This window comes from Parasphingorhabdus flavimaris (assembly GCF_013371215.1).
Classification (GTDB): domain Bacteria; phylum Pseudomonadota; class Alphaproteobacteria; order Sphingomonadales; family Sphingomonadaceae; genus Parasphingorhabdus; species Parasphingorhabdus flavimaris.
The window spans coordinates 387715-407090 of sequence record NZ_JABWMH010000003.1; the positions used below are offsets into that span (position 1 = coordinate 387715).

Sequence of the window (19376 nt, forward strand, 5' to 3'; positions counted from 1 at the left end):
ATCAATGATTGGGAAACCGACTTTTCGGAGGGCAAAATGAAGAAGAAGATAGAAAAATTAACCATGTTTTTGGGCGGATGTGCGATCGCATTCCCGGGCATGGCGCTGGCGCAGGACGGCGCCTTGATGTCTTTGGGCAAAGCCGAATTGCGCGGAGAAGTGGAAAGCCGCTACGACGCTGCTGTTGCGGCGACGCTTGACGAAACTGTCCTGAGATCAACGGATTCCCGATATTATTGGGCTTCGGAGACCAAGGTCCAGTGCGGTATCGCGATGGGTTTTCTGAAGAGCGGAACCAAAGATGCCGACAGCGTCAGCAAGTGCGAGAAATTCGCGTTGCGCATGGTTGGCGATCCGTTGCCACCACCGCCGCCTCCGCCGGTAAACGAGATTCAGTGTACCGAGCAAATGCCCATGTATGTCTATTTCGACTGGGATTCGGCGGCACCACCACCCGACGCTTCGGCAACGGTCTCGCTGATTACTGAAAACAGCGCGGTTTGCGGTTGGAACGCCTTTTCCGTGATCGGCCATACAGACCGGTCCGGTTCCGACAGCTACAACTTCCCACTCTCTGTCGAGCGTGCGCAAGCGGTGGCGCGGATGATGGAAGGCGCCGGTATCTCTGCGTCGTCGATGACAATAGATGGCCGGGGAGAAACCGAACGCAAGGTCGAGACGCTCGATGGCGAACGCAACCCGTCCAATCGCCGGGTAGAAATCAATGCAATGCCTGCAACTCGTTAAGCAGGGGGGATGAAAAATGAGAATTAGTAAAATGAAATGGTTGGCTTTCGGTTCCGCTATATCGGCGCTCGTGGCGTCCAATCCGGTATCGGCGCAAACGGTCGAACTGGTAGAGGCTGTCGAGGCAGCTCTGGAATCCAATCCTGAGATCAATCAGGCGATTCAAAACAAGGAAGCCATCGAGTTCGAGCGGGAACAGGCCCAGGGTCTGTTCTGGCCGCGCATCTCGGTTGAGGGACAGGCGGGCGCGCGCAAACTGAAAAATGTGACTCGCCGCGCGCTTGGCATTGCCAATCAGACACTTTATCCGGCGGAACTGAGTATTTCCGGCGAGTGGACAATTCTTGACGGTGGTCGCCGGAGTGGCGAATTGAAACGTCAAGCAGCCCGCACCGACGGTGCGGCGTTGCGCGTGGAAGAGAGATCAGAATTTATCGCCCTTCAGGTCGCTAGGCAGTATCTTGATCTCTTGTTGCAACAACGGATTGTTGCAGCTTCTGATGACAACATCACCTTCCACCGCAACCTGGTTACCGATCTTTCCGAAGGCGTACGCCAGGGATCTATCAGCATCGCCGATCAGCAGCAGGCCGAAGAGCGGATGCAGGCGGCACTCGTTCGGCGGACCGAGGCTGAGGAAGACATGGTGAATGCAACGATTGCGCTCCGCAGTCTTACAGGTCTCTCGATTTCCGATGTCGCAATGCCTGGCTCGAGCCGCTCCAATGTTGCTCCGACCTTGGCTGATGCTGTTTCGCTAGCCCGCACGGGCAACCCTAAGGTGCAGGAAGCCAAGGCGGATGTAGATGCTGCGCACGCCATGGTGCAGAAAGCAAAGGCCGATCTCGCGCCAACAATTGGCGTCGAAGCCAGAGCCCGAGCCGGTGATGATGTCGACGGCTTCCGCGGGAGAACCAGCGATTATATGGCGATGGTTGTCATGCGTTGGAACATATTTGACGGCGGTATCAATCGCGCGAAAGTCCAGGAAATGGTGCGGCGCGCCAGCGAGGCTCGTTTCCGCCTGCATGAGATGGACCGTGAAGCTGAGAGCGAAGCGAGAACATCCTGGAACCGTCTGACCACCCAGGGCAAGCTACTGGAAGAACTGAGCCAGCAAGGTCGAGTTTCCGACGACCTGCTGATCTCCTATCGACAACAGTTTAATGTTGGCAGGCGCTCGCTGCTCGATGTGCTGGATGCACAAAACACCCGCTATAATGTGCAGGTTCGAACCGAAACGGCACGCTTTTCCGAAATGTTTGCGGAGTTCCAGTTGCTGGCTGCGACCAATCAGTTGCTCGAAGCCCTGAATTTGGGCGCGCCGGAAGCGGCCCGAGCCTATGCCAGAGAGCGCTATAATGTCGGACCCACGCCTCCAGCTGAAACTGACTATCGTCGGTATCCGAGATAATATTGTTTGCGTTGTAATTTGGTAGTTGGATGACAAGGAACCTGCGTTGAACATGGAAACGCCTGATATGCCAGGCAATGATGAAAGTCGTAGCGACGAGGTTCTGAATTGCTTGGTGTTTCTGGCCGAGCATTTCGGTCAGACAACATCTGCGCCAATCCTGCGCTCGGGACTGGCGGTTGACGAAGCCGGCTGTCTGCCGTTTCATCAGGTAGAACCGGCACTCGAACTTCTGGGCCTGAAAGCCACTCCCGTGACATGCAAACTGGCGCGACTTTCGGATAAAAATCTGCCTGCGATAATTTCGTTGCAGGATGGTAACGCTGCCGTGGTGCTGGAAAAAATCGAAGATGAATTTCTTGTCTGTCGGCCATCTGCGAATGGAATACAGTCGATATCAATCAGCGAACTTGCGACTGAACATGATGGAGAGATAATCTCTGTAGCGCCAGATGCTACAAAAATTCGCCAACATGAACGGCCTTGGGACGCTGCACGAAAGAGCCATTGGTTCTGGGATGAAATGCGCAAGGAAAGCGGTGCATTCAAGCAAGTTGCTGGTGCGGCCCTGTTTATTAACATGCTTGGCTTCGCGCTCCCGCTTTTTACGATGAACGTCTATGATCGGGTCATTCCGAACAAGGCGGCAGCAAGTCTCTGGGTGCTCGCCGTCGGCGTTTTTCTAGCCTTCACTCTCGAATTTGGCATGCGGCTGGCGCGGGCGCGGCTTATCGATGAGACCGGCCGCAAGCTTGATACCAAATTGTCGCAGAAACTATTCGAGAAGATCGTCAATATCCCGCTGGGTAGCCGCTCCGGTAGTACTGGCGCGATGGTGCGCCGGGTGTCGGAATATGAAATTGTCCGCGATTTTTTTGCGTCCACCACCATTGTTCTCATTATCGACATGCTGTTTCTGGTAATATTCGTCGCGCTGATTGCAGTGCTGGCTGGCTGGCTGGCGCTGGTACCGGTCGTGATGATCATCATCATGCTGGTTGCAGGTTATATCCTGCAGCAAAAAATGGGGGTTGCGGCTTTTGAAGCGCAGGCGGATTCCAGCCTGCAGCATTCGATGCTGGTTGAGTCCATCGCAGGTATTGAAACGTTGAAGGCCTGTGGCGCCGAAGGCCGGATGCTGTCGCGTTGGAGAAACTACGCGCAGATGAGCGCCGATACGCAAGAAAAAATGCGACGATTGGGCGCTGTCGCGATCAACCTGGCATCCCTGTGCCAGCAGATCACCAGCATCAGCCTGATTATCGGCGGATTTTATCTTTTCAATGCCGGCATCATTTCCATGGGTGCGATCATCGCTATCGTCATGCTCGCCGGGCGTTCATTGAGCCCGGTCGGCCAGCTGGCATTTCTGATGACGCGGGGCCGCCAGGCATTTTTGACACTCGACAGTATTCAGGCGATGACCGAGCAAGTCGATGAACGCGGTCTGGGTAGCCGCTCGATAACGCCAGAGGTCAGCGCTGGCGAGATTGTTTTTGACAACGTAAGCTTTGCCTATCCCGAAGCCGACACTGAATCCTTGTCGGGTCTGAACGTAACGTTCCGGCCAGGCGAAAGGGTTGCGGTCATCGGTCGTGTTGCTTCTGGCAAGTCTACATTGGGCCGATTGATCTGTGGGCTATACCCACCGGCGTCCGGCGCAATATTGGTCGACAGTCTGGACAGCCGGCAATATCCCCCGCGCGGACTGCGATCCGTCTTTCGTTACGTCGGCCAGGATTCCGAACTTTTCAGCGGCTCCATCAAGGAAAACCTGACGCTTGGCGCTGCAAAAAGCGATCAGGAACATATGATGGCAGTATTGCGAAAATCCGGTGCTGACAAGTTCCTTGCCCGTGATGCCGTCGGCTTTGACCGGCTGACCGGAGAGCGCGGTGCGAGCTTGTCCGGCGGACAGCGCAGCTTCCTTGTTCTTGCCCGTGCGTTAATGAGCCCGTTTAAGCTGCTCTATCTTGATGAACCGACCGGCGCGATGGACGTCGAGACAGAACGCCAGTTCATCGATCATCTCAAAAATGCGCTCGAACCCGATCAGACGCTGGTAATTTCCACCCACCGCCAAGCGATTTTGTCGATTGTCGATCGAATTATCGTGATGGACCATGGCCGCATTGTCGCGGACGGCCCGCGGGACGAAATTTTGTCGCGGGTCGGTAATGGCGAGAAATTGTCATGATACACCAATCCAAATTCGGAGCGGCTGAACCAATACGCGAAGCGTTGATAGGTTCGGACAACGGTCAAAGCACGGACCAACGGCCGGTATTTTTCCTGTTATTGCTGTTGATTGCCATCGCCGTGATAACCTGGGCGACCTATGACCGCTGGAGTGGTCCGGTCCTCAACTGGCTTGATGCCGATGGCGAAAATATGCCGGAAGCAGCAACGATGTTTGCTAAACGGACAGCCGAACAGAAAATGCTTATTGAAGTCACACAAGGAGAGCTTGCGGAAGCCGTTGTGACTGGTGAAACTGCCAAAGCCGCAAACGAAGCGCTGCCATTTTCTGATCAACTTGTTTCCGCAGCTCGCCCTTTCCGACTGGTTGATATCGCCGCGAACGAAGTCGCGCGCGCCGAAACCTGCCTCACGCAGGCTATCTATTACGAAGCGGGCTTTGAATCACTTGGTGGCAAGCGTGCCGTCGCTCAGGTTGTGTTGAATCGCATGCGCCATCCTGCTTTTCCTTCGTCGGTATGCGGTGTCATATATCAGGGGCATCAGGCACGTGTTTGTCAATTCAGCTTCACCTGTGACGGTGCCTTGTTTCGCAAACCGCAAAAAGCTGCCTGGGCGGTTTCAAGATCGGTTGCAGAAGCCGCGCTTGCGGGCTTCGTCGAAGCCAGCGTAGGAACGGCAACCCATTACCATGCCGACTATGTATCGCCTTACTGGGCTCCCAAGCTCGCCAAAATCAAACAGCTGGGAGCGCATATCTTCTATGCTTGGCCCGGTGCCTGGGGACAGCGAGCCGCTTTCAGCAGTCGATATTCGGGTCGCGAATATATTCCTTCGCTGGACTTGATTAGAAAGCCGTCCGAAGAGATCGAAGACGCGGCTGTTATCGATTTCGCGAAAACAGGCCTTTCGGTTGCACCCGCCGTGACAGACCGTCACGCGAAAACCGACGTTGGCGGCCGGCTTGACGTCAACAAGGGGTGGACATTGCGGATTCCGGAGCCTTCGGAAACAAGAGGGAATTTCGCCAAATTGACAAATATTCAGCATGCGCCGGTAGCGGCCCCTAAAACTGGTTCGGAAGGCGTCGGCCAATGAAATCGCTCCTGTCTTCGCTGAGCCGGTTGAACGGTAGTCAACGTATCCTGTTGATCGGAGCGTTGGGCCTGTTCCTGTTTCTGGTCTGGGCCAGTCTCGCTCAGGTCGATGAAATTACCCGCGGTCAGGGACGCGTGATACCTTCGAGCAAGGTGCAAGTGGTGCAGGCGAGTGATCCGTCGACCGTTTCCGACATTCTCGTTCGATCGGGAGAACAGGTTAAAAAGGGGCAATTGCTCGCGAGACTGGATGATACTGATTCCTCTTCGGAACTCGGGCAAATCCAGGCCGAGAACAGATCCCTGTCCGCACGCGCTGCACGTCTCGGGCAGGAAGGTCGCGGCACGGCTAGCGACTGTCCGCCCGGAGCGCCCTGTGCCGAAGAAGCGGTGTTGCAACAAACTCGTCAGGCAGCCTTGCGTTCCAGATTATCCGGACTATCTGCCGCTATTGAACAACGGCGACGGGACCAGAGCGAGGCGCAGGCGACAGTTTCCAGTCTTCAGAGCAGTGTAAAATTGGCGCGAGACCAGGTAAATCTTTTGCAACCTCTCGCGGCAAAATCGATTATCCCGCAAACCGAGTTGATGACAGCGCAGCGCGAATTGGTTGATTTGCAAGGTCGGCTTGCAGCCGCGCGCCAAAGCGTAGGGCGCGCAGGCGCGGCGGTACGGGAGGCTCAGGCGCAATTGTCCGAAGCAAATCTCCAGTTCCGTCAGGAAGCGCTGAACGAACGCAGCCAGGTTGCTGCAAAAATAGCAGTAAATCAGGAATCCATTCGGGGGGCGCAGGGCCGCCTGGAACGTTCTGAAATTCGGTCTCCGGTGGATGGCATCGTCAACGATGTGCAAATAACCACAATCGGCGGATTTGTAGGGCCCGGTGAAAAAATCATGCAGGTGGTTCCGATCGGCGACAAATTGTTGATCGAGGCGAGGGTTCGGCCCAGCGACATTGCTTTTATCCGGGTCAACGATCGCGCCAATGTCAAAGTGACAGCTTATGATTTCTCGATTTACGGCGGCCTGCAGGGCAATGTCGTGCAAGTCTCGGCAGACAGTATTTACGATGAAGTAAAGCAGGAGGCCTATTTTACCGTTATCGTCGAAACCGACCAGGCATGGCTGCAATCTGGCGGGAAAAAATTGCCCATCACCCCCGGCATGATTTGCGATGTCGAAATACTCACCGGTCGGAAAAGCATATTGAGCTATTTGCTCAAGCCGGTACTGCGGGCGAGATCACAGGCGCTGACCGAACGCTAAGGCGTGTGACTACCTGCCGACAGCAAGCGACGCGATCTGGGTTCCGCTTGGCTTGGCCGGATAGCCGTGTAGCCATTTTCCGTTGGCGCTGTAGCTCATGATCGGCCGGTAATCGCGGACATCGTCCGCGTTCAGTATCTGGTCTGTCTCGTTGTCCAGTACCAGCATCCGGTTTCCGACCCGAATGACAAGCAAGGAATGATCGGCCCGGCGAACCAGATCCTTGGCAATTACCAGAAACATATCGGATGCCTTTACGCCGCTGGCTTGCAGTAGCTGCATTTTGGCGATGGCAAAATCTTCGCAATCGCCGCGTCCGGATCGCAAGGTTGCGCCCACACTGGCCCAATGATCAGCCTGCCCGTAGAGTTTGCGATCTTCCACATATTTTATATTGGCGTTGATCCACCGGTTTACCGCACGAATATTCGTTTCCTGATGGCTTGCATCAACGGTCCCACCGGCCCGGACCAACGCGGCTCTGGCCATCGTCCTTTCCCGGCTGTTTTGCGCGCCGGTCCATTTTCGGTCCAGTGGCGTGTGACTGACCCGCAAGGCCACTGAGCCGAAAATATCGGGTTTACCGTTGAACGGTGTAATCACAGCGCGTTCAGATTTTGGTTCTTTTAAAGCATTAGGTGCCGGCAGTTCATTCCCGTCGGATATCTCCGCGCTTGCGATTCTCGCATAAGGCTCGACGGGCGTTGTTTCCCGAGGTGGAAAATGCACGGGATTCAAGGGAAGTCTGAAATTGGCAAACGCAGTACGCGCAAACGGCGCGGACTGCTGGCGGAACTGATCTTCGGTCAGGATGGCTGGAGCCTGTTTCAATACTGCAGGGCTTGTCCTGATGGCGAGCGCCTGTGCCAGCCAGGGTGGGTTTGTCGTGATGGCCGACATTTTTACCGCATTGTAAGAACGGGCGAATGGGCTGAACGCGGCAAGGGGCAGTTGGTTCGATACAATCACGGCCGGCTCGGATGAAATCGCCGAGGCGCCGCGGCAGGCTGGTTCCGCATCCACACGCTGGTTCGCCTGTATGGCTTCCAATGCACTCATTGTCCGCCCCAGTATCGCTTCGGATTTGCTGGCAACCGGATTCACAAAGGTCCTGCATGAACTGTCATCATGCCGGTCGACGTCGATGGACGAGGCCATCGCGGCATTGGACAGGGCCAATTGAAATATAAGCGCGGGGATGGCGGTTTTCCAACACATGCATTTGGCCAGCGCAGCCGTCGTGCCGCCAGATAGCGAACTGCTTTTCGCGCCAGAAAAGGATCGTGAGATGCTCATCACTCACGTCATGTCAGACCCGCAATAAAGTTCGGTTCACACATGTAGTTAGTGAGCTTTGAAAAAGCCTGGTTAACGGTCAAATAATCTCTGTTTATCAGCTAGTTATGTGGGCCTACCCCCTTTGACAACATGGTAGTTTTTTGGTAATCTCGGGTCTTCGAAACAGGAGGAGAAATCATCACCACCGAAAGTACAAATGTCAGGCATAAATTTTTGATTTGTTTGGCATTGATTGGGGCATCCCCGACATGGGCTGCTCAATCCTCAGCGCCATCTCCATCCACGGAAATTGGCGGCGACCTGTTACAGAAGAAAATAATCAGCTTAGGAAAATCATCCCAGGTTGCCTTTGACAAGCTTGAGATTTTGCCGGCGGTAGATGCTTCGGACCAGATCTTGAATATGGTCAAAAGCGTGGCGGACAATAACGGACATAGCTCAGCCGGTGTCTACAAATCCTACGCGATCATTTTGCATAAGGCTGGATTTTTTTTTGCTGCGGAACGGCTGTTTTATAGCGCCTATCGGATCAATGCCACTCAACTGGGGGAACATCATCCTTTCACATTGTCCAGCCTCAATAACCTAGCGTCCAATCTCAATGAACAAGGACGTCATGTAGATGCGGCGGCATATTATGAGGATGTATTGCGTTTCCGAACGCTGGTTCTCGGTTCACGGCACGCTGCGACAATCGATAGCCTCGCCAATCTGGGCTATACATATGATCGGCTGGGACAACTGGACAAAGCTCGGGAATTATTGGGTCGCGCTATCCATTTAAGCGTTGAAACACGAGGGCGGGATCATCCCGATAGCGCAAAGCTAATGGTCCTGTTTGCCGATATCCTCGGAAATGCCGAAGATGCTCCGGAAGCTGAAACCTATCTTCGTGATGCATTGAAGACGCTAACAGCGGTCCGCGGCCCTTATCACGAAGACACTATGAGCTGCCTGCAGCGGCTGGGCACGAACCTGTTTGAACAGGATAGATTTCAAGAGGCGGAGTCCTATTTCTATCATGCTTGGAGCCGACGGGAGAGTCGATTGGGCAAAGATAATTCCGCGACCAACCAGAGCAGGGAAAGCTTGATCGCAAGCTTGAATCGCCAGGGCCTTCACGAGGAGGCAAAAAAGATACTTGGACCTGAAGTCGCGGGTGCAGAATGATTCCTGCGATTTGCCTCGCTGGACATATTGGGGAACAATTTATTTCCAACACTCGAGAGGTAATTGGATGTTGCCCGTCGGCTCTCACTGTACCCAATTTGGTTTAGTCGACTGTGGTTTTGAATATGAAATATCGTAAACAGTCAGGAGGCTACGAAACACTTCTGGATGGAGTCTTGATATTGATAAGTGTGAGTAAATTTGCGCGAATTATTTTGGTCGAGAATCATTGTTTCGACGACTGTTTTTTCGAGTGTTTCGCGCCAGTTAGCATTAGAATTGATGTGTCCGAGCAAGACGGATTCAATCTGAATAATTCGGCCAATTCCGTAAAGTCCTGACATTCTACGACTTTCTGTCCCGATGTTCTCAATCTACATGTAAATGATTGTAAATCAACAACTAAGCATTTGGTAAACTTTCTGTAAATGGATAGTAAATCGTATAGGACGAAGCCACCAGAACAGGCAGTGTTTGCGGAGTTGAATCCAGACGACCGCCGGGAGAATGTTAATGCGTATTGCGATAGCCGATGACGATCCAGAAATTATCGAATTTTTGGGTAAAATAGTCGAAGGACTAGGTTATGTTTATTCGGGCTATGTGGACGGAACGAGCCTGACCAACGCATTGTTGCGCGACACGTTCGACCTGGTGATCCTTGACTGGAATATGCCGGGCAAGACCGGCATGGAGATTCTGCAATGGATGGCCAGCGCGGTCGAAGATTGCCCGCCGGTTGTGATGATGACCAGCCGGACTGCCAAGCAGGATGTCAGCGATGCGCTTAACGCCGGGGCCGACGACTATATCACCAAGCCGGAAGACAAGAATGTTATTGCAGCCCGCATCAATGCCTTGTTGCGCAGAAATAGCGGCGCGTCGGCGATGGAGCCGACTGCTGAATATGGTGATTATCGGCTCAACCGTATCGAACAGACGGTCAGGCATGGCGACAAGGAAATCGCCCTGACCGCGAAAGAATTCGAACTTGCGGACCTGATGTTCCGTAATCGTGACCGGACCCTGTCACGCCGCTATATTATGGAAACCGTCTGGCGCACCAACGCTCATCTCGCCACGCGAACCCTCGACATGCATGTTTCACGCATTCGGTCCAAGCTGGCGCTGAAGCCGGAAAACGGGTTTCGGATTTTCACGGTTTTCGGCTATGGCTACAGATTGGAGACGCTTGGCAACGGAGGATAATAGTGTTTGGAGACGTGCGGAATTTCATTCCACCATCGGGCCTTCGTATTTTTGCCACTTTTCTGATTTTTGCGCTGGCCTGCGCGCCTCAACAATCTGCTGCCCAGAAAAGTCGCGATTCCGAGCAGATTTCCTATATTTTCAAACGCGGCGATACCCTGTTTGACCTGGCCACCAAATATTTGCGCAAACGGTCGGATTATCTTGCGGTCCAGCGCATCAATCGCATCGCCAATCCACGCCAGATTCCGATGGGCAAATCGCTTCTCATTCCTGTCTATCTGCTGAAATATCGTCCGAGCGAGGCCAGTTTGAGCGCCTTTCGCGGAGATGTCTCGATTGCGGCTGGTGGGCAGAACCTGACGCCCGTTCAGGGACTTGACCTCGAAGAAGGCAGCCGGATTACAACCGCCGCGCGGAGTTTTTTGACCCTCCAATTGGAAGATGGCTCCCGGGTATCCATTCCGTCCAACAGCAATGTCAGGATAACCCGTCTTCGCCACATATTGCTTACCGATAGCGTCGATTATGAAATCGCCGTCGACATGGGCCGCCTCCGGTCGAAAGTTGCACCGTTGCAAAAGAAAGCTGACCGTTATCGGGTCCGGACTCCAGTCGCGGTTTCCGCTGTACGCGGTACCGACTATCGCACCCGGGTTGATGAAATTTCGGGCACAGCATTCTCGGAAACGGTGGAAGGCGAAGTGGTCGTGGCGGCCGGGGAAAGCCTGAATAGCGGTAATCTGGTTGCTATACCGGCGGGTACCGGCGCAGCAGCGACGGCGACCGGGGCGCTCGCCAAAGCTGAATTGCTGCCCCCGCCGGAGCTATTGGACCCCGCGAAGGTACAATCGGATGCGGCGCTGCAATTTGCCGTTGAACCGCGCGCCTCTGCCATCGGTCATCGCATCATGATTGCGTCCGATGCCGGATTTGTCGATATTGTCGCCGAGGGTCAGGAGATGGGCGCGGTGATTGAACTGCCAGCGATCCCCAATGGCCGATATTTTGCCAAGGTGACTGCTCTGGCTGCCGACGGTTTCGAAGGCATGCCGGCAACCTATAGTTTCAAGCGCCAGCTCAGTACCCTTGGTGGCAGCGCGGATGCGGGGGACTTCGGCTACCGGTTCAAATGGTTCGGTGAAGGCGAGGGCCAAAGATTCTATCGGCTTCAAATCGTCAAGGACAGCAAGACAGCCATTCCGATCATCGACGAAGCGGCACTTTCGACGAATACTGTTACCTTGTCGGAACTGGCTGACGGGGAATATTACTGGCGCGTGGGCGTGATCCAGTTTTCCACGGACCCGGAAGACAATGAGGCGATCGAGAAATGGACCGATTTTGAAAAATTGACCGTGGCCAACTAGCTGCCCGGGTTTCGAATCTTGATCAGTCTTCTACCGAGGCACAATTACCGATGAAGCTGCGTCAGCGTCTTGCTATGGAGTGGCTGGCGGTAGCGTTGCTGGCGTCCTGTGTGGTTGCGGCGCTGACTTCCTGGGAGAGCCTTTCTCGCCTGGACAACCTGGTCTATGACCAGCTGTCAGCGATTGATCGTCCGACTCCACCATCCGAGATTCTGATTGTCAAAATCGATGAGGACAGTCTGGCAGCCTACGGGAAATGGCCGTGGTCCCGGCAGAGGCATGTCGAACTATTCGATCAATTGGCCGTCGGCGATCCCGCGGCGATCGGTTTTGATATTCTACTCAGCGAACCGGGCGACCCCGAGGACGACGCTCGGTTGGCGCAGTCGATAGCCGGCAATCGCGATCTGTACCTGCCGCTCCATTTTGTCTTTCCCGGCAGCAATGGAGCGGAATATGATGTTAAACAGCCAATCGAGCCATTGCGCCAAGCCGCAGCGGGAATCGGCCACGTGAATCTGGCGATTGACACGGATGGCGTGGTCCGTCGTGCAGCCTTATGCTTTGGCGACAAGGCGGCGAAGGAAGATTGGCCGCATCTGATCGAGCTGATCTATCGGGCGGTTCACCGACAGCCATCCCCCGCTTATGATCGACTGGAAGATTGCGAGAAAAGGCTGTTGATGCCCTTCGCCGATCGCGGCAGCTACACATCTGTTTCTTATGCCGCCTTGGCCGAAGGACAGGTCCCCCTCACTTTCCTGCAGGACAAGATCATTCTGATCGGAGCGACGGCTAACGGTCTCGGGGACCAATATCCGGTGCCGCTCGGCGATGGAGGAACCCTTGCCGGTGTTGAAATCATGGCCAATCTCTTCGGCGCGATTGCGCGGGATGATTTTGTTCTTCCGCTTTCCTTTCCACAGCAGCTGGCGCTATCGCTGCTTCCCACTTGGATATTGCTGATCGGCTTCTGGCGCTGGCGACCAAGGACCACGATTATCGTCTCGTTTGGCCTGATATTGGCTATTCTGTTGTCCAGCGTGCTCTTGATGCAATTTCAACTCTGGCTTGCTCCAGCAGCGGCCCTGGTGGGCGTTATTCTCGTCTATCCGATCTGGGGGTGGCGACGGCTGCAGGCGACCAGCGACTTCATGGACAGCGAGCTGCAGAATTTTCATCGATCGAGCGTCGATATCCCGATCATGCGGCCTGATCTTGGTCCTGTTGATGTCATCACCGGTCAAGCCGAAAAGCTGACCCACGCGATCTCCCATATTCGTGATTTGCGGCGGTTCATCAATGACGCACTCAGCAATTTGCCCGACCCGATGTTCATCACCGATCTCGACGGCAAGGTGAAATTCGTGAATCGCCTGGCGCAGACGGGAATGGAGGACGGCGCTCAGGACCTTGCGCTGGACGACATGCTTGATCGCTTTGTCTCGCCTACTGATCTGCAGGGGGTGCACGAATATCTTGATCTGAAAAACCGGCCGACGAAACATGATTATGTCGACTTCACATCGCTTGACGGTCAGATTTTTGCGATGCGCCGCGCGCCGGTCGTGTCGGACGACGGAGTGCTCAGAGGTCATATCCATTATCTCGCGGACATAACGGAAGTAGCCCATGCAGCGCAGCAGAGGGAAGAAGTGCTCGAATTGCTATCGCATGACATGCGCGCGCCGCAGGCGGCCATTCTGGCCTTGCTGGACGGGAAGGAGCCAGATGACACCACAAGCCGGATCGAAGATCACGCAAGACGCACACTGGCCCTGGCAGACAATTTTGTCGGACTGGCACGGATCGAATCCAGCGAATTCGAAGGCGAGGACATATTGCTCGCCGAACTGGTCGCAGAAGCCAATGACAGCTTGTGGCCGCTCAGCAATGCACGATCCATTGTCTGTGAACTGGAGGATCAGTCTGACGGGGCCTTTATCAGCGGCGAACCCTCCAGCCTCTACCGCTCGTTCGTCAACCTGATCGATAATGCGATCAAATATAGTCCGCATGGCGGCAAGGTGGAAATCACGATAAGGGTTACCGAGCTGGATCGGCAACCTCATGTTTCAGTATCGGTTGCTGATCAAGGCTCGGGAATGTCGGATGAGATGCTGGGTCAGCTTTTCGAACGATTTGCCAGCGATGACCGAGAGGCTCATTCTTCGATCAAGGGGGCAGGGCTCGGGCTGAATTTTGTCGCCAAGGTCATAGAACGGCACGGCGGGCATATCAGAGGTGAAAATCGCCGGTCTGGCGGTGCGTGCTTCACTGTGGTTCTGCCCTTGGCGCCGGAGATCGAAAGTCAGGACGACTGAATCATTCGACGCCCTGACGGGTCCTGATCGTTTTCGATGGAGCTTCGGTCAATTCGCGATCCAATCCGGAAAGCGCGGAATCGACCAGAAACGGCACAGATTGCGCAATCGTACCCTTGCAGTGATATTCGGCGGCATTGCCGGTATATAGCTTCGTCCCGCGTGCTTGATCGAACAGGCTGACGGTCAACCGGTGTTCCTGATCCTTGCACGACTGGAACCGCTTTTGCTGTTTGGCGCTCGCGATCGTGTGCGAACTGTCTTTTTCGCCGCCATCGACCGCAATGTCAGCCGCCCGGCCCGAGAGAGCGACATGGACCAATATCGATGCGTCTGGCGCGGACTGATAGCCCTTCGCGATCAATGACTTCGCAACCAGATCGCGGGTCATCGCCAAATCGCGGTTTTCCGGAGCATCTTTTGGCGAAAGGGTAAATTGTTTGGGTGCCGCCGCCGCGATAACCTGATGCGTCTGGACGCGGGTCTCAATAGGTCCGGCGCAGGCAGAAACTGCCAGTGCGCCAATCAATATCCATGAGAGTGATCGGGTCATCACCTTCTCCAGCTGAAATTTTTTCTGCTCTTTTGATAGTGCGCCAGCCTGTTAAAGTCACGAAGATTGGCGTCGGCTGGAGAGACCTATCGCGTCAATGCGTAGTAAATCACATAGAGCCACGAGAAAAATCCGTGGATGACCGCCCAGAAAATCGACTTGTGCGTCGTGAAGCTGATGGCGATGGCAAGCGCGCTGCCAAAGCCGACGCCTTTGCTGACGATCTCCTTGCGGACATAGGTTGCACTGCGTCTCATCGGTGATTCTCCAGGCGCATAATCTTCCGGGCGCATGCGTTCGGCTTTGGCTTTCTCGACCATGATCAGGCGGCTTCCCGCGCTCGATCGGACAATTCCTGATTGAGCATTTCTGCCAGCAGGAAGGCCAGCTCCAGCGACTGTGCCGCATTAAGCCGGGGATCGCAGTGGGTGTGATAGCGGTCGCCGAGCGATGCGTCGGTGACTGCCACTGCTCCGCCGGTACATTCGGTGACATTCTGACCGGTCATTTCGCAATGTATTCCGCCAGCGAACGTGCCTTCCGCCCGGTGGACGGCAAAAAACCCGCGTACCTCGGTGAGAATGCGATCAAACGGCCGTGTCTTGTAGCCGCTCTCCGCCTTGATGACGTTGCCGTGCATCGGATCACAGGACCAGATGACCGGATGTCCCGATTGTTTAACCGCACGCACCAGCGGTGGCAGTCCGCTTTCGATCTTGTCGTGACCGAAGCGCGTAATCAAAGTAATCCGGCCAGGCTCGTGCGCGGGGTTGAGCGTATCGAGCATTTTTATCAGCGCGTCGGGTGTCAGCGACGGGCCGCATTTCAGTCCGATCGGATTGCCGATGCCGCGCAGAAACTCGACATGGGCCGAACCCTCGAAACGCGTGCGATCGCCAATCCACAGGAAATGCGCGCTGGTATCATACCAGTCGCCGGTCAGGCTGTCCTGACGGGTCAGGCATTGCTCATAGGGGAGCAACAGCGCTTCATGGCTGGTGTAGAAGGACGTCGCCTTCAATTGCGGTGCCGTATCGGGATTGATGCCGCAGGCTTCCATGAAAGCCAGCGCCTCCCCGATCTGATCTGCCATTTTTTCGAATTTCTTCGCCCACGGGCTGCGCGCCATGAAGTCATGGGTCCAGCCGTGCACCTGTTTCAGGTTGGCGTAGCCGCCGGTGGAGAAGGCACGGAGAAGGTTGAGCGTCGCAGCGGCCTGGTTATAGGCACGGACCATACGGTCGGGGTCTGGATCCCGGCCGGCGCTGTCGAATTCGATGCCGTTGATAATATCACCGCGGTAGCTCGGCAATTCGACGCCATCCTGCACCTCGACATCGGAGGAGCGAGGCTTGGCGAACTGGCCTGCCATACGGCCGACTTTGACGATCGGGAGCTTTGACGCATAAGTCAGCACCACCGCCATCTGCAGAATAACGCGGAATGTGTCGCGGATATTGTTCGGATGGAATTCCGCGAAGCTCTCGGCGCAATCGCCGCCCTGCAGCAAAAATGCCTTGCCCGCCGATACTTCGGCCAGGTCCTGCTTCAGGCTGCGTGCTTCACCGGCAAAGACCAGCGGCGGATAGCTGCCAAGCAGTTCTTCCGTTTCCGCCAGCTTGGCGGCATCGGGATAGTTGGGCATGTGCAGGCCTTCAAAATCCCGCCAGCTATTTGCCGTCCAATTCGTCGCCATCAGAGCGCTCCGTTCCGTTTCCTTTAAAATCGAGAGCCTTTAGGCGGGAGTCAAGAGCGATGGCAAGGAAAACCCATTGTTGGTTGCCAGCGAAACTATTGGGTGGCCGGCCGTCCGCCGCTAGCTTCCAGGCTTGTTCTTCCAGCTGCCGCTGTTGCGGAATTCAGGCTTGATCTGGCTGACGTCCGGAAGCTTCTGTCCAGCGAAGGCGCTGTCGCCACCTTTGGCTTTGGCTTCCCTGCTGTAATTGGGCGCCTGATAGATTCTCGGCGCATTGACATCGAGAGCGGGAACAGCCCGATCATGCCGACGGGCATTGTCAGCAGCCAGAGCCGCCGCTTTCTCGGAATTGGCTGCTTCGGCTTCGGCCTTGCGTCGGCCGGCTTCATAAGCCTTTTCCAATGCAATAGGGTCGAGCGACGAGCCGCTGTCTGTATCGGCGTTGGCAATCGCACTGCGTGGCTTGGGCACCGGCAACGGCTCGCCTCCGCGATAACGCTGTTGGAAGGCGCTTGCCTTGCCGGCATTGCCTTTCCAGCTGTAGAAACGATGCGCGCCGACGGTGCCCAGGAACCGCAGGCTCGGGGCCCAGTAAGGATAGACATAGGTCGCGTGATAATGGGTTGCGGTCCCGACAGAGCTATAGCTTTTCCCGGCCAGCGCTTCGGCGGCTACCTTTTTGGCCCGGTCCCAATGGAAACGCGCTGCTTTGCGGCGGAGAGAGCCGTCGCAAGTATAGGAAAACTGGCAACCCGTCTTGCGCTCGCTACCCTGATAGATCACGCCGCACACAGTGCCGGGATAGCTGGGGTGGCGAACGCGGTTCAAAATAACCTGGGCGACACCCCGCTGACCGGCATCCGGCTCCATCCCGGCTTCATAGTAGATGGCTTGGGTCAGGCAATGAAGCGCCCGGCTATCGTCTACTGCTGAACCTCGAAAGGCGGTTGGGCGGATCAGATGCGCAGTCGATGCCCGATCACCATCACTTGCCAGGATATCCGGCAGGCCATGGATCGATCCGGTACCCGGTTCGGAAAGCGGATCAATGCCGATCCCGCCATAATTTTGCGGGATCGCGTAATTGGGATCGATGAAATAAAAGGCCGAGCCTGCAAAATTATCCTCTGCGCGTTCGACCGATTGCAGCCGCGGGTCGCTGGGGTTGAACTGCTGCGCGTCGACGCTTGCTTGCGGCATTGTCGTGGGAATCAGGATCAGGCCGATCAGAACAAAAGCGGTCAAAATTCGTTCGCGCACCGTCAGTCTCATGAGAAATTTGCCCGGAACCGACTGTGCTGAAGAACTGATATCCACTGCTGGCTCGACAGTTTTTGCCTGGGCCGGTTCCCTGTCGATTATGGTTAACGCTTCCTGAGCCCTGCTACCTTGTCCATAATCGGGAATATGGCCGCTCAGATGCGGAACATAAGGAGGAGGAACGCGCACGGATTATCTAATTGCCTGAATAAGCCCAATCGGGCGGTTTGCGCAGGATATAACCGCTTTTTTCGAGTGTCGCTCGGTGCAAAAATAGACTGTTCCATCGCGGGACGTGGTCGCTGGGCAAATTAACTGGTTAACGTTGCCTGTTGTTCCCGCTTGCTGACCAGATATTGCGCAACCATATATCCGGCAATTCCGAACATGATGCCCCCGAAAGCCGGCCCGAGAACAATCCCGTCAAGCCCGTAATATTCGCGACCGAGCCACAGGAAGGGGACGAGCCCGACCGTGTTGCGCAGCCAGTTCATCAAGGTCGACCAGGTGGGCCGACCAAGATTGTTGCAGGCGGCATTGCCGATGAAAAGCATGCCGTTGAAGAAGAAAAGAGGGGTCAATAAGGCGGCAAAAAGCCAGAACACATGGCGGCCTTCTCCGGTAAGATTGAATGCGTCGCCGATCGGACCGTTGAGAAGATAGAGGATCGGCCAGATGGCGAGCGTATAGGCCAGGGCGAACAGGGTCGCTTGCTTGATCGTTATCCGGATCCGGTCAAATTTTAGCGCACCGAAATTCTGGCCGATAATCGGCCCCACGGCCCCGGAAAGCGAGAACAACAGGCAGAAAGCGACCGGCACGACCCTGCCGACGACGGCAAAGCCGGCGATTACATCGTCGGAATAGTCGGCGATGAACCGGTAGGAAATAAATCCCCCGATCGGTGTGGCAATGTTTGTCAGGATCGCGGGAAGCAGAATTGCCATGATCGGTCTCATGTCAGCGCGAAAAGCGGGCAGGGAAGGGTGGCTGAAGCCCCCGTAGCTTCGGATGATCGGCGAGATTGCAAATATGGTCGAAACAACCGCTGCACAGGCGCTGGCGATCGCCGCACCTTGCATGCCCCAGTCGAAGCCAAAGATGAATATCGGGTCGAGAACGGCATTGGTGATACCCATGCTGAGCGTTACGTTCATCGCTCGCCGCGCCGCGCCATGGGCGCGAAGAAAGCCGGAGCAGACCATGGCTGCGACGCTGAACGGCATGAATGGCGCGATGATCCGGATATAATCGGTGGCGGCCTGATTGGCGGCTCCGTCAGCCCCGGCCAGTTCCAGAATTTCGGGCGCAAAAATGAAAAACAGGGCGGCCAGTGGGACCAGCAACATCATGCTGAGAATCAATATATTGGTCAGATAGCGTCGCGCCTGCGCCGGATCGCCTTGACCGATATGGCGAGAAGCCAGCGCACTGGTGGCAATCATCAGGCCGATATGGAAGGCCGTACCGAAATACAGGACGGTCGCGGCAAAACCCATCGCTGCAGTCAGGGCGCTGTCGCCCAGTTGCGCGATATAGAAAAGATCGGCGAAATCGACAATGAACATGGTGAGCAGACCGATGCTGGCGGTCAGCGACATTGTTGCGATATGCCGCAACGGGCTACCGGTCAGAAATATGGCGGGTTGTGTCGCGACTTTATCTGTTCCACTGCAAATCGCCTGGCCGAAACTGCCAATGGCGGAGGAGATATTTTGCCCTATAGTCTTTTGCCAAGGGGTCAATTCATCTCTATTGGAAAATGATCTTTG

The 19376-nt window shown here is 55.4% G+C and carries 15 protein-coding genes; 9 read left to right on the top strand and 6 right to left on the bottom strand.

Translation table 11 applies throughout. The annotated features are described in order from the left end of the window. The first annotated feature begins 36 nt into the window (after positions 1-36). The 5 genes from HUO14_RS10755 to HUO14_RS10775 are packed head-to-tail and all read left to right on the top strand — an operon-like array spanning position 37 to position 6723. The gene (locus tag HUO14_RS10755) at positions 37-747 is read left to right on the top strand and encodes an OmpA family protein (RefSeq protein WP_246255490.1); all 711 of its coding nucleotides are present in this window, start codon (positions 37-39) and stop codon (positions 745-747) included. Between the two features lie 16 nt (positions 748-763). Beyond that, positions 764-2161 (top strand): TolC family protein, encoded by a 1398-nt coding sequence (locus tag HUO14_RS10760; RefSeq protein ID WP_246255492.1) that lies wholly within the window; start codon positions 764-766, stop codon positions 2159-2161. Positions 2162-2213: 52 nt separating this feature from the next. After that, positions 2214-4358: a type I secretion system permease/ATPase gene (locus HUO14_RS10765; protein WP_246255493.1), complete on the top strand. Its 2145-nt coding sequence runs from the start codon at positions 2214-2216 to the stop codon at positions 4356-4358. Beyond that, positions 4355-5458, top strand: coding sequence for a cell wall hydrolase (locus tag HUO14_RS10770; RefSeq protein ID WP_176279842.1), 1104 nt, complete (start codon positions 4355-4357; stop codon positions 5456-5458). The genes HUO14_RS10765 and HUO14_RS10770 overlap by 4 nt, the downstream gene beginning before the upstream one ends. Next, entirely contained in the window at positions 5455-6723 is a 1269-nt protein-coding gene (locus tag HUO14_RS10775; RefSeq protein WP_176279843.1) for an HlyD family type I secretion periplasmic adaptor subunit, read from the top strand. Before HUO14_RS10770 ends, HUO14_RS10775 begins: the two co-directional genes overlap by 4 nt. A gap of 9 nt (positions 6724-6732) precedes the next feature. Here HUO14_RS10775 and HUO14_RS10780 read toward each other — a convergent pair whose 3' ends face one another. Further along, a complete protein-coding gene (locus HUO14_RS10780) occupies positions 6733-8019 on the bottom strand; it encodes a transglutaminase-like cysteine peptidase (protein WP_176279844.1) in 1287 nt (428 codons plus the stop codon). A 216-nt stretch (positions 8020-8235) separates the two neighbouring features. Between HUO14_RS10780 and HUO14_RS10785 the strand changes: the two genes are divergently transcribed. The 4 genes from HUO14_RS10785 to HUO14_RS10800 all read left to right on the top strand — a co-directional run bounded on the left by HUO14_RS10785 (position 8236) and on the right by HUO14_RS10800 (position 14095). Next, positions 8236-9192, top strand: a complete 957-nt coding sequence (locus tag HUO14_RS10785; RefSeq protein ID WP_176279845.1) for a tetratricopeptide repeat protein — start codon at positions 8236-8238, stop codon at positions 9190-9192. Between the two features lie 513 nt (positions 9193-9705). Next, positions 9706-10401 carry a response regulator transcription factor gene (locus HUO14_RS10790; RefSeq protein WP_176279846.1) on the top strand — a complete coding sequence of 232 codons (696 nt, stop codon included), beginning with the start codon at positions 9706-9708 and terminating at the stop codon, positions 10399-10401. Positions 10402-10403: 2 nt separating this feature from the next. Next, positions 10404-11771 carry a FecR domain-containing protein gene (locus HUO14_RS10795; RefSeq protein ID WP_176279847.1) on the top strand — a complete coding sequence of 456 codons (1368 nt, stop codon included), beginning with the start codon at positions 10404-10406 and terminating at the stop codon, positions 11769-11771. A 50-nt stretch (positions 11772-11821) separates the two neighbouring features. Further along, positions 11822-14095 carry a CHASE2 domain-containing protein gene (locus HUO14_RS10800; RefSeq protein WP_176279848.1) on the top strand — a complete coding sequence of 758 codons (2274 nt, stop codon included), beginning with the start codon at positions 11822-11824 and terminating at the stop codon, positions 14093-14095. A 1-nt stretch (position 14096) separates the two neighbouring features. On the opposite strand, the gene HUO14_RS10805 is transcribed toward HUO14_RS10800, so the two are convergent. The 5 genes from HUO14_RS10805 to HUO14_RS10825 form a co-directional block, all read right to left on the bottom strand. Beyond that, on the bottom strand, positions 14097-14648 hold the full coding sequence (locus tag HUO14_RS10805) for a hypothetical protein (RefSeq protein WP_176279849.1): 552 nt from the start codon (positions 14646-14648) through the stop codon (positions 14097-14099). A gap of 86 nt (positions 14649-14734) precedes the next feature. Next, positions 14735-14968: a hypothetical protein gene (locus tag HUO14_RS10810; protein ID WP_176279563.1), complete on the bottom strand. Its 234-nt coding sequence runs from the start codon at positions 14966-14968 to the stop codon at positions 14735-14737. A gap of 2 nt (positions 14969-14970) precedes the next feature. After that, the gene (locus HUO14_RS10815; RefSeq protein ID WP_176279850.1) at positions 14971-16344 is read right to left on the bottom strand and encodes a class II 3-deoxy-7-phosphoheptulonate synthase; all 1374 of its coding nucleotides are present in this window, start codon (positions 16342-16344) and stop codon (positions 14971-14973) included. A 120-nt stretch (positions 16345-16464) separates the two neighbouring features. Then, positions 16465-17616, bottom strand: coding sequence for a cell wall hydrolase (locus HUO14_RS10820; protein ID WP_246255497.1), 1152 nt, complete (start codon positions 17614-17616; stop codon positions 16465-16467). A 299-nt stretch (positions 17617-17915) separates the two neighbouring features. Then, positions 17916-19349: an MATE family efflux transporter gene (locus tag HUO14_RS10825; protein ID WP_281365396.1), complete on the bottom strand. Its 1434-nt coding sequence runs from the start codon at positions 19347-19349 to the stop codon at positions 17916-17918. Positions 19350-19376 lie beyond the last annotated feature (27 nt).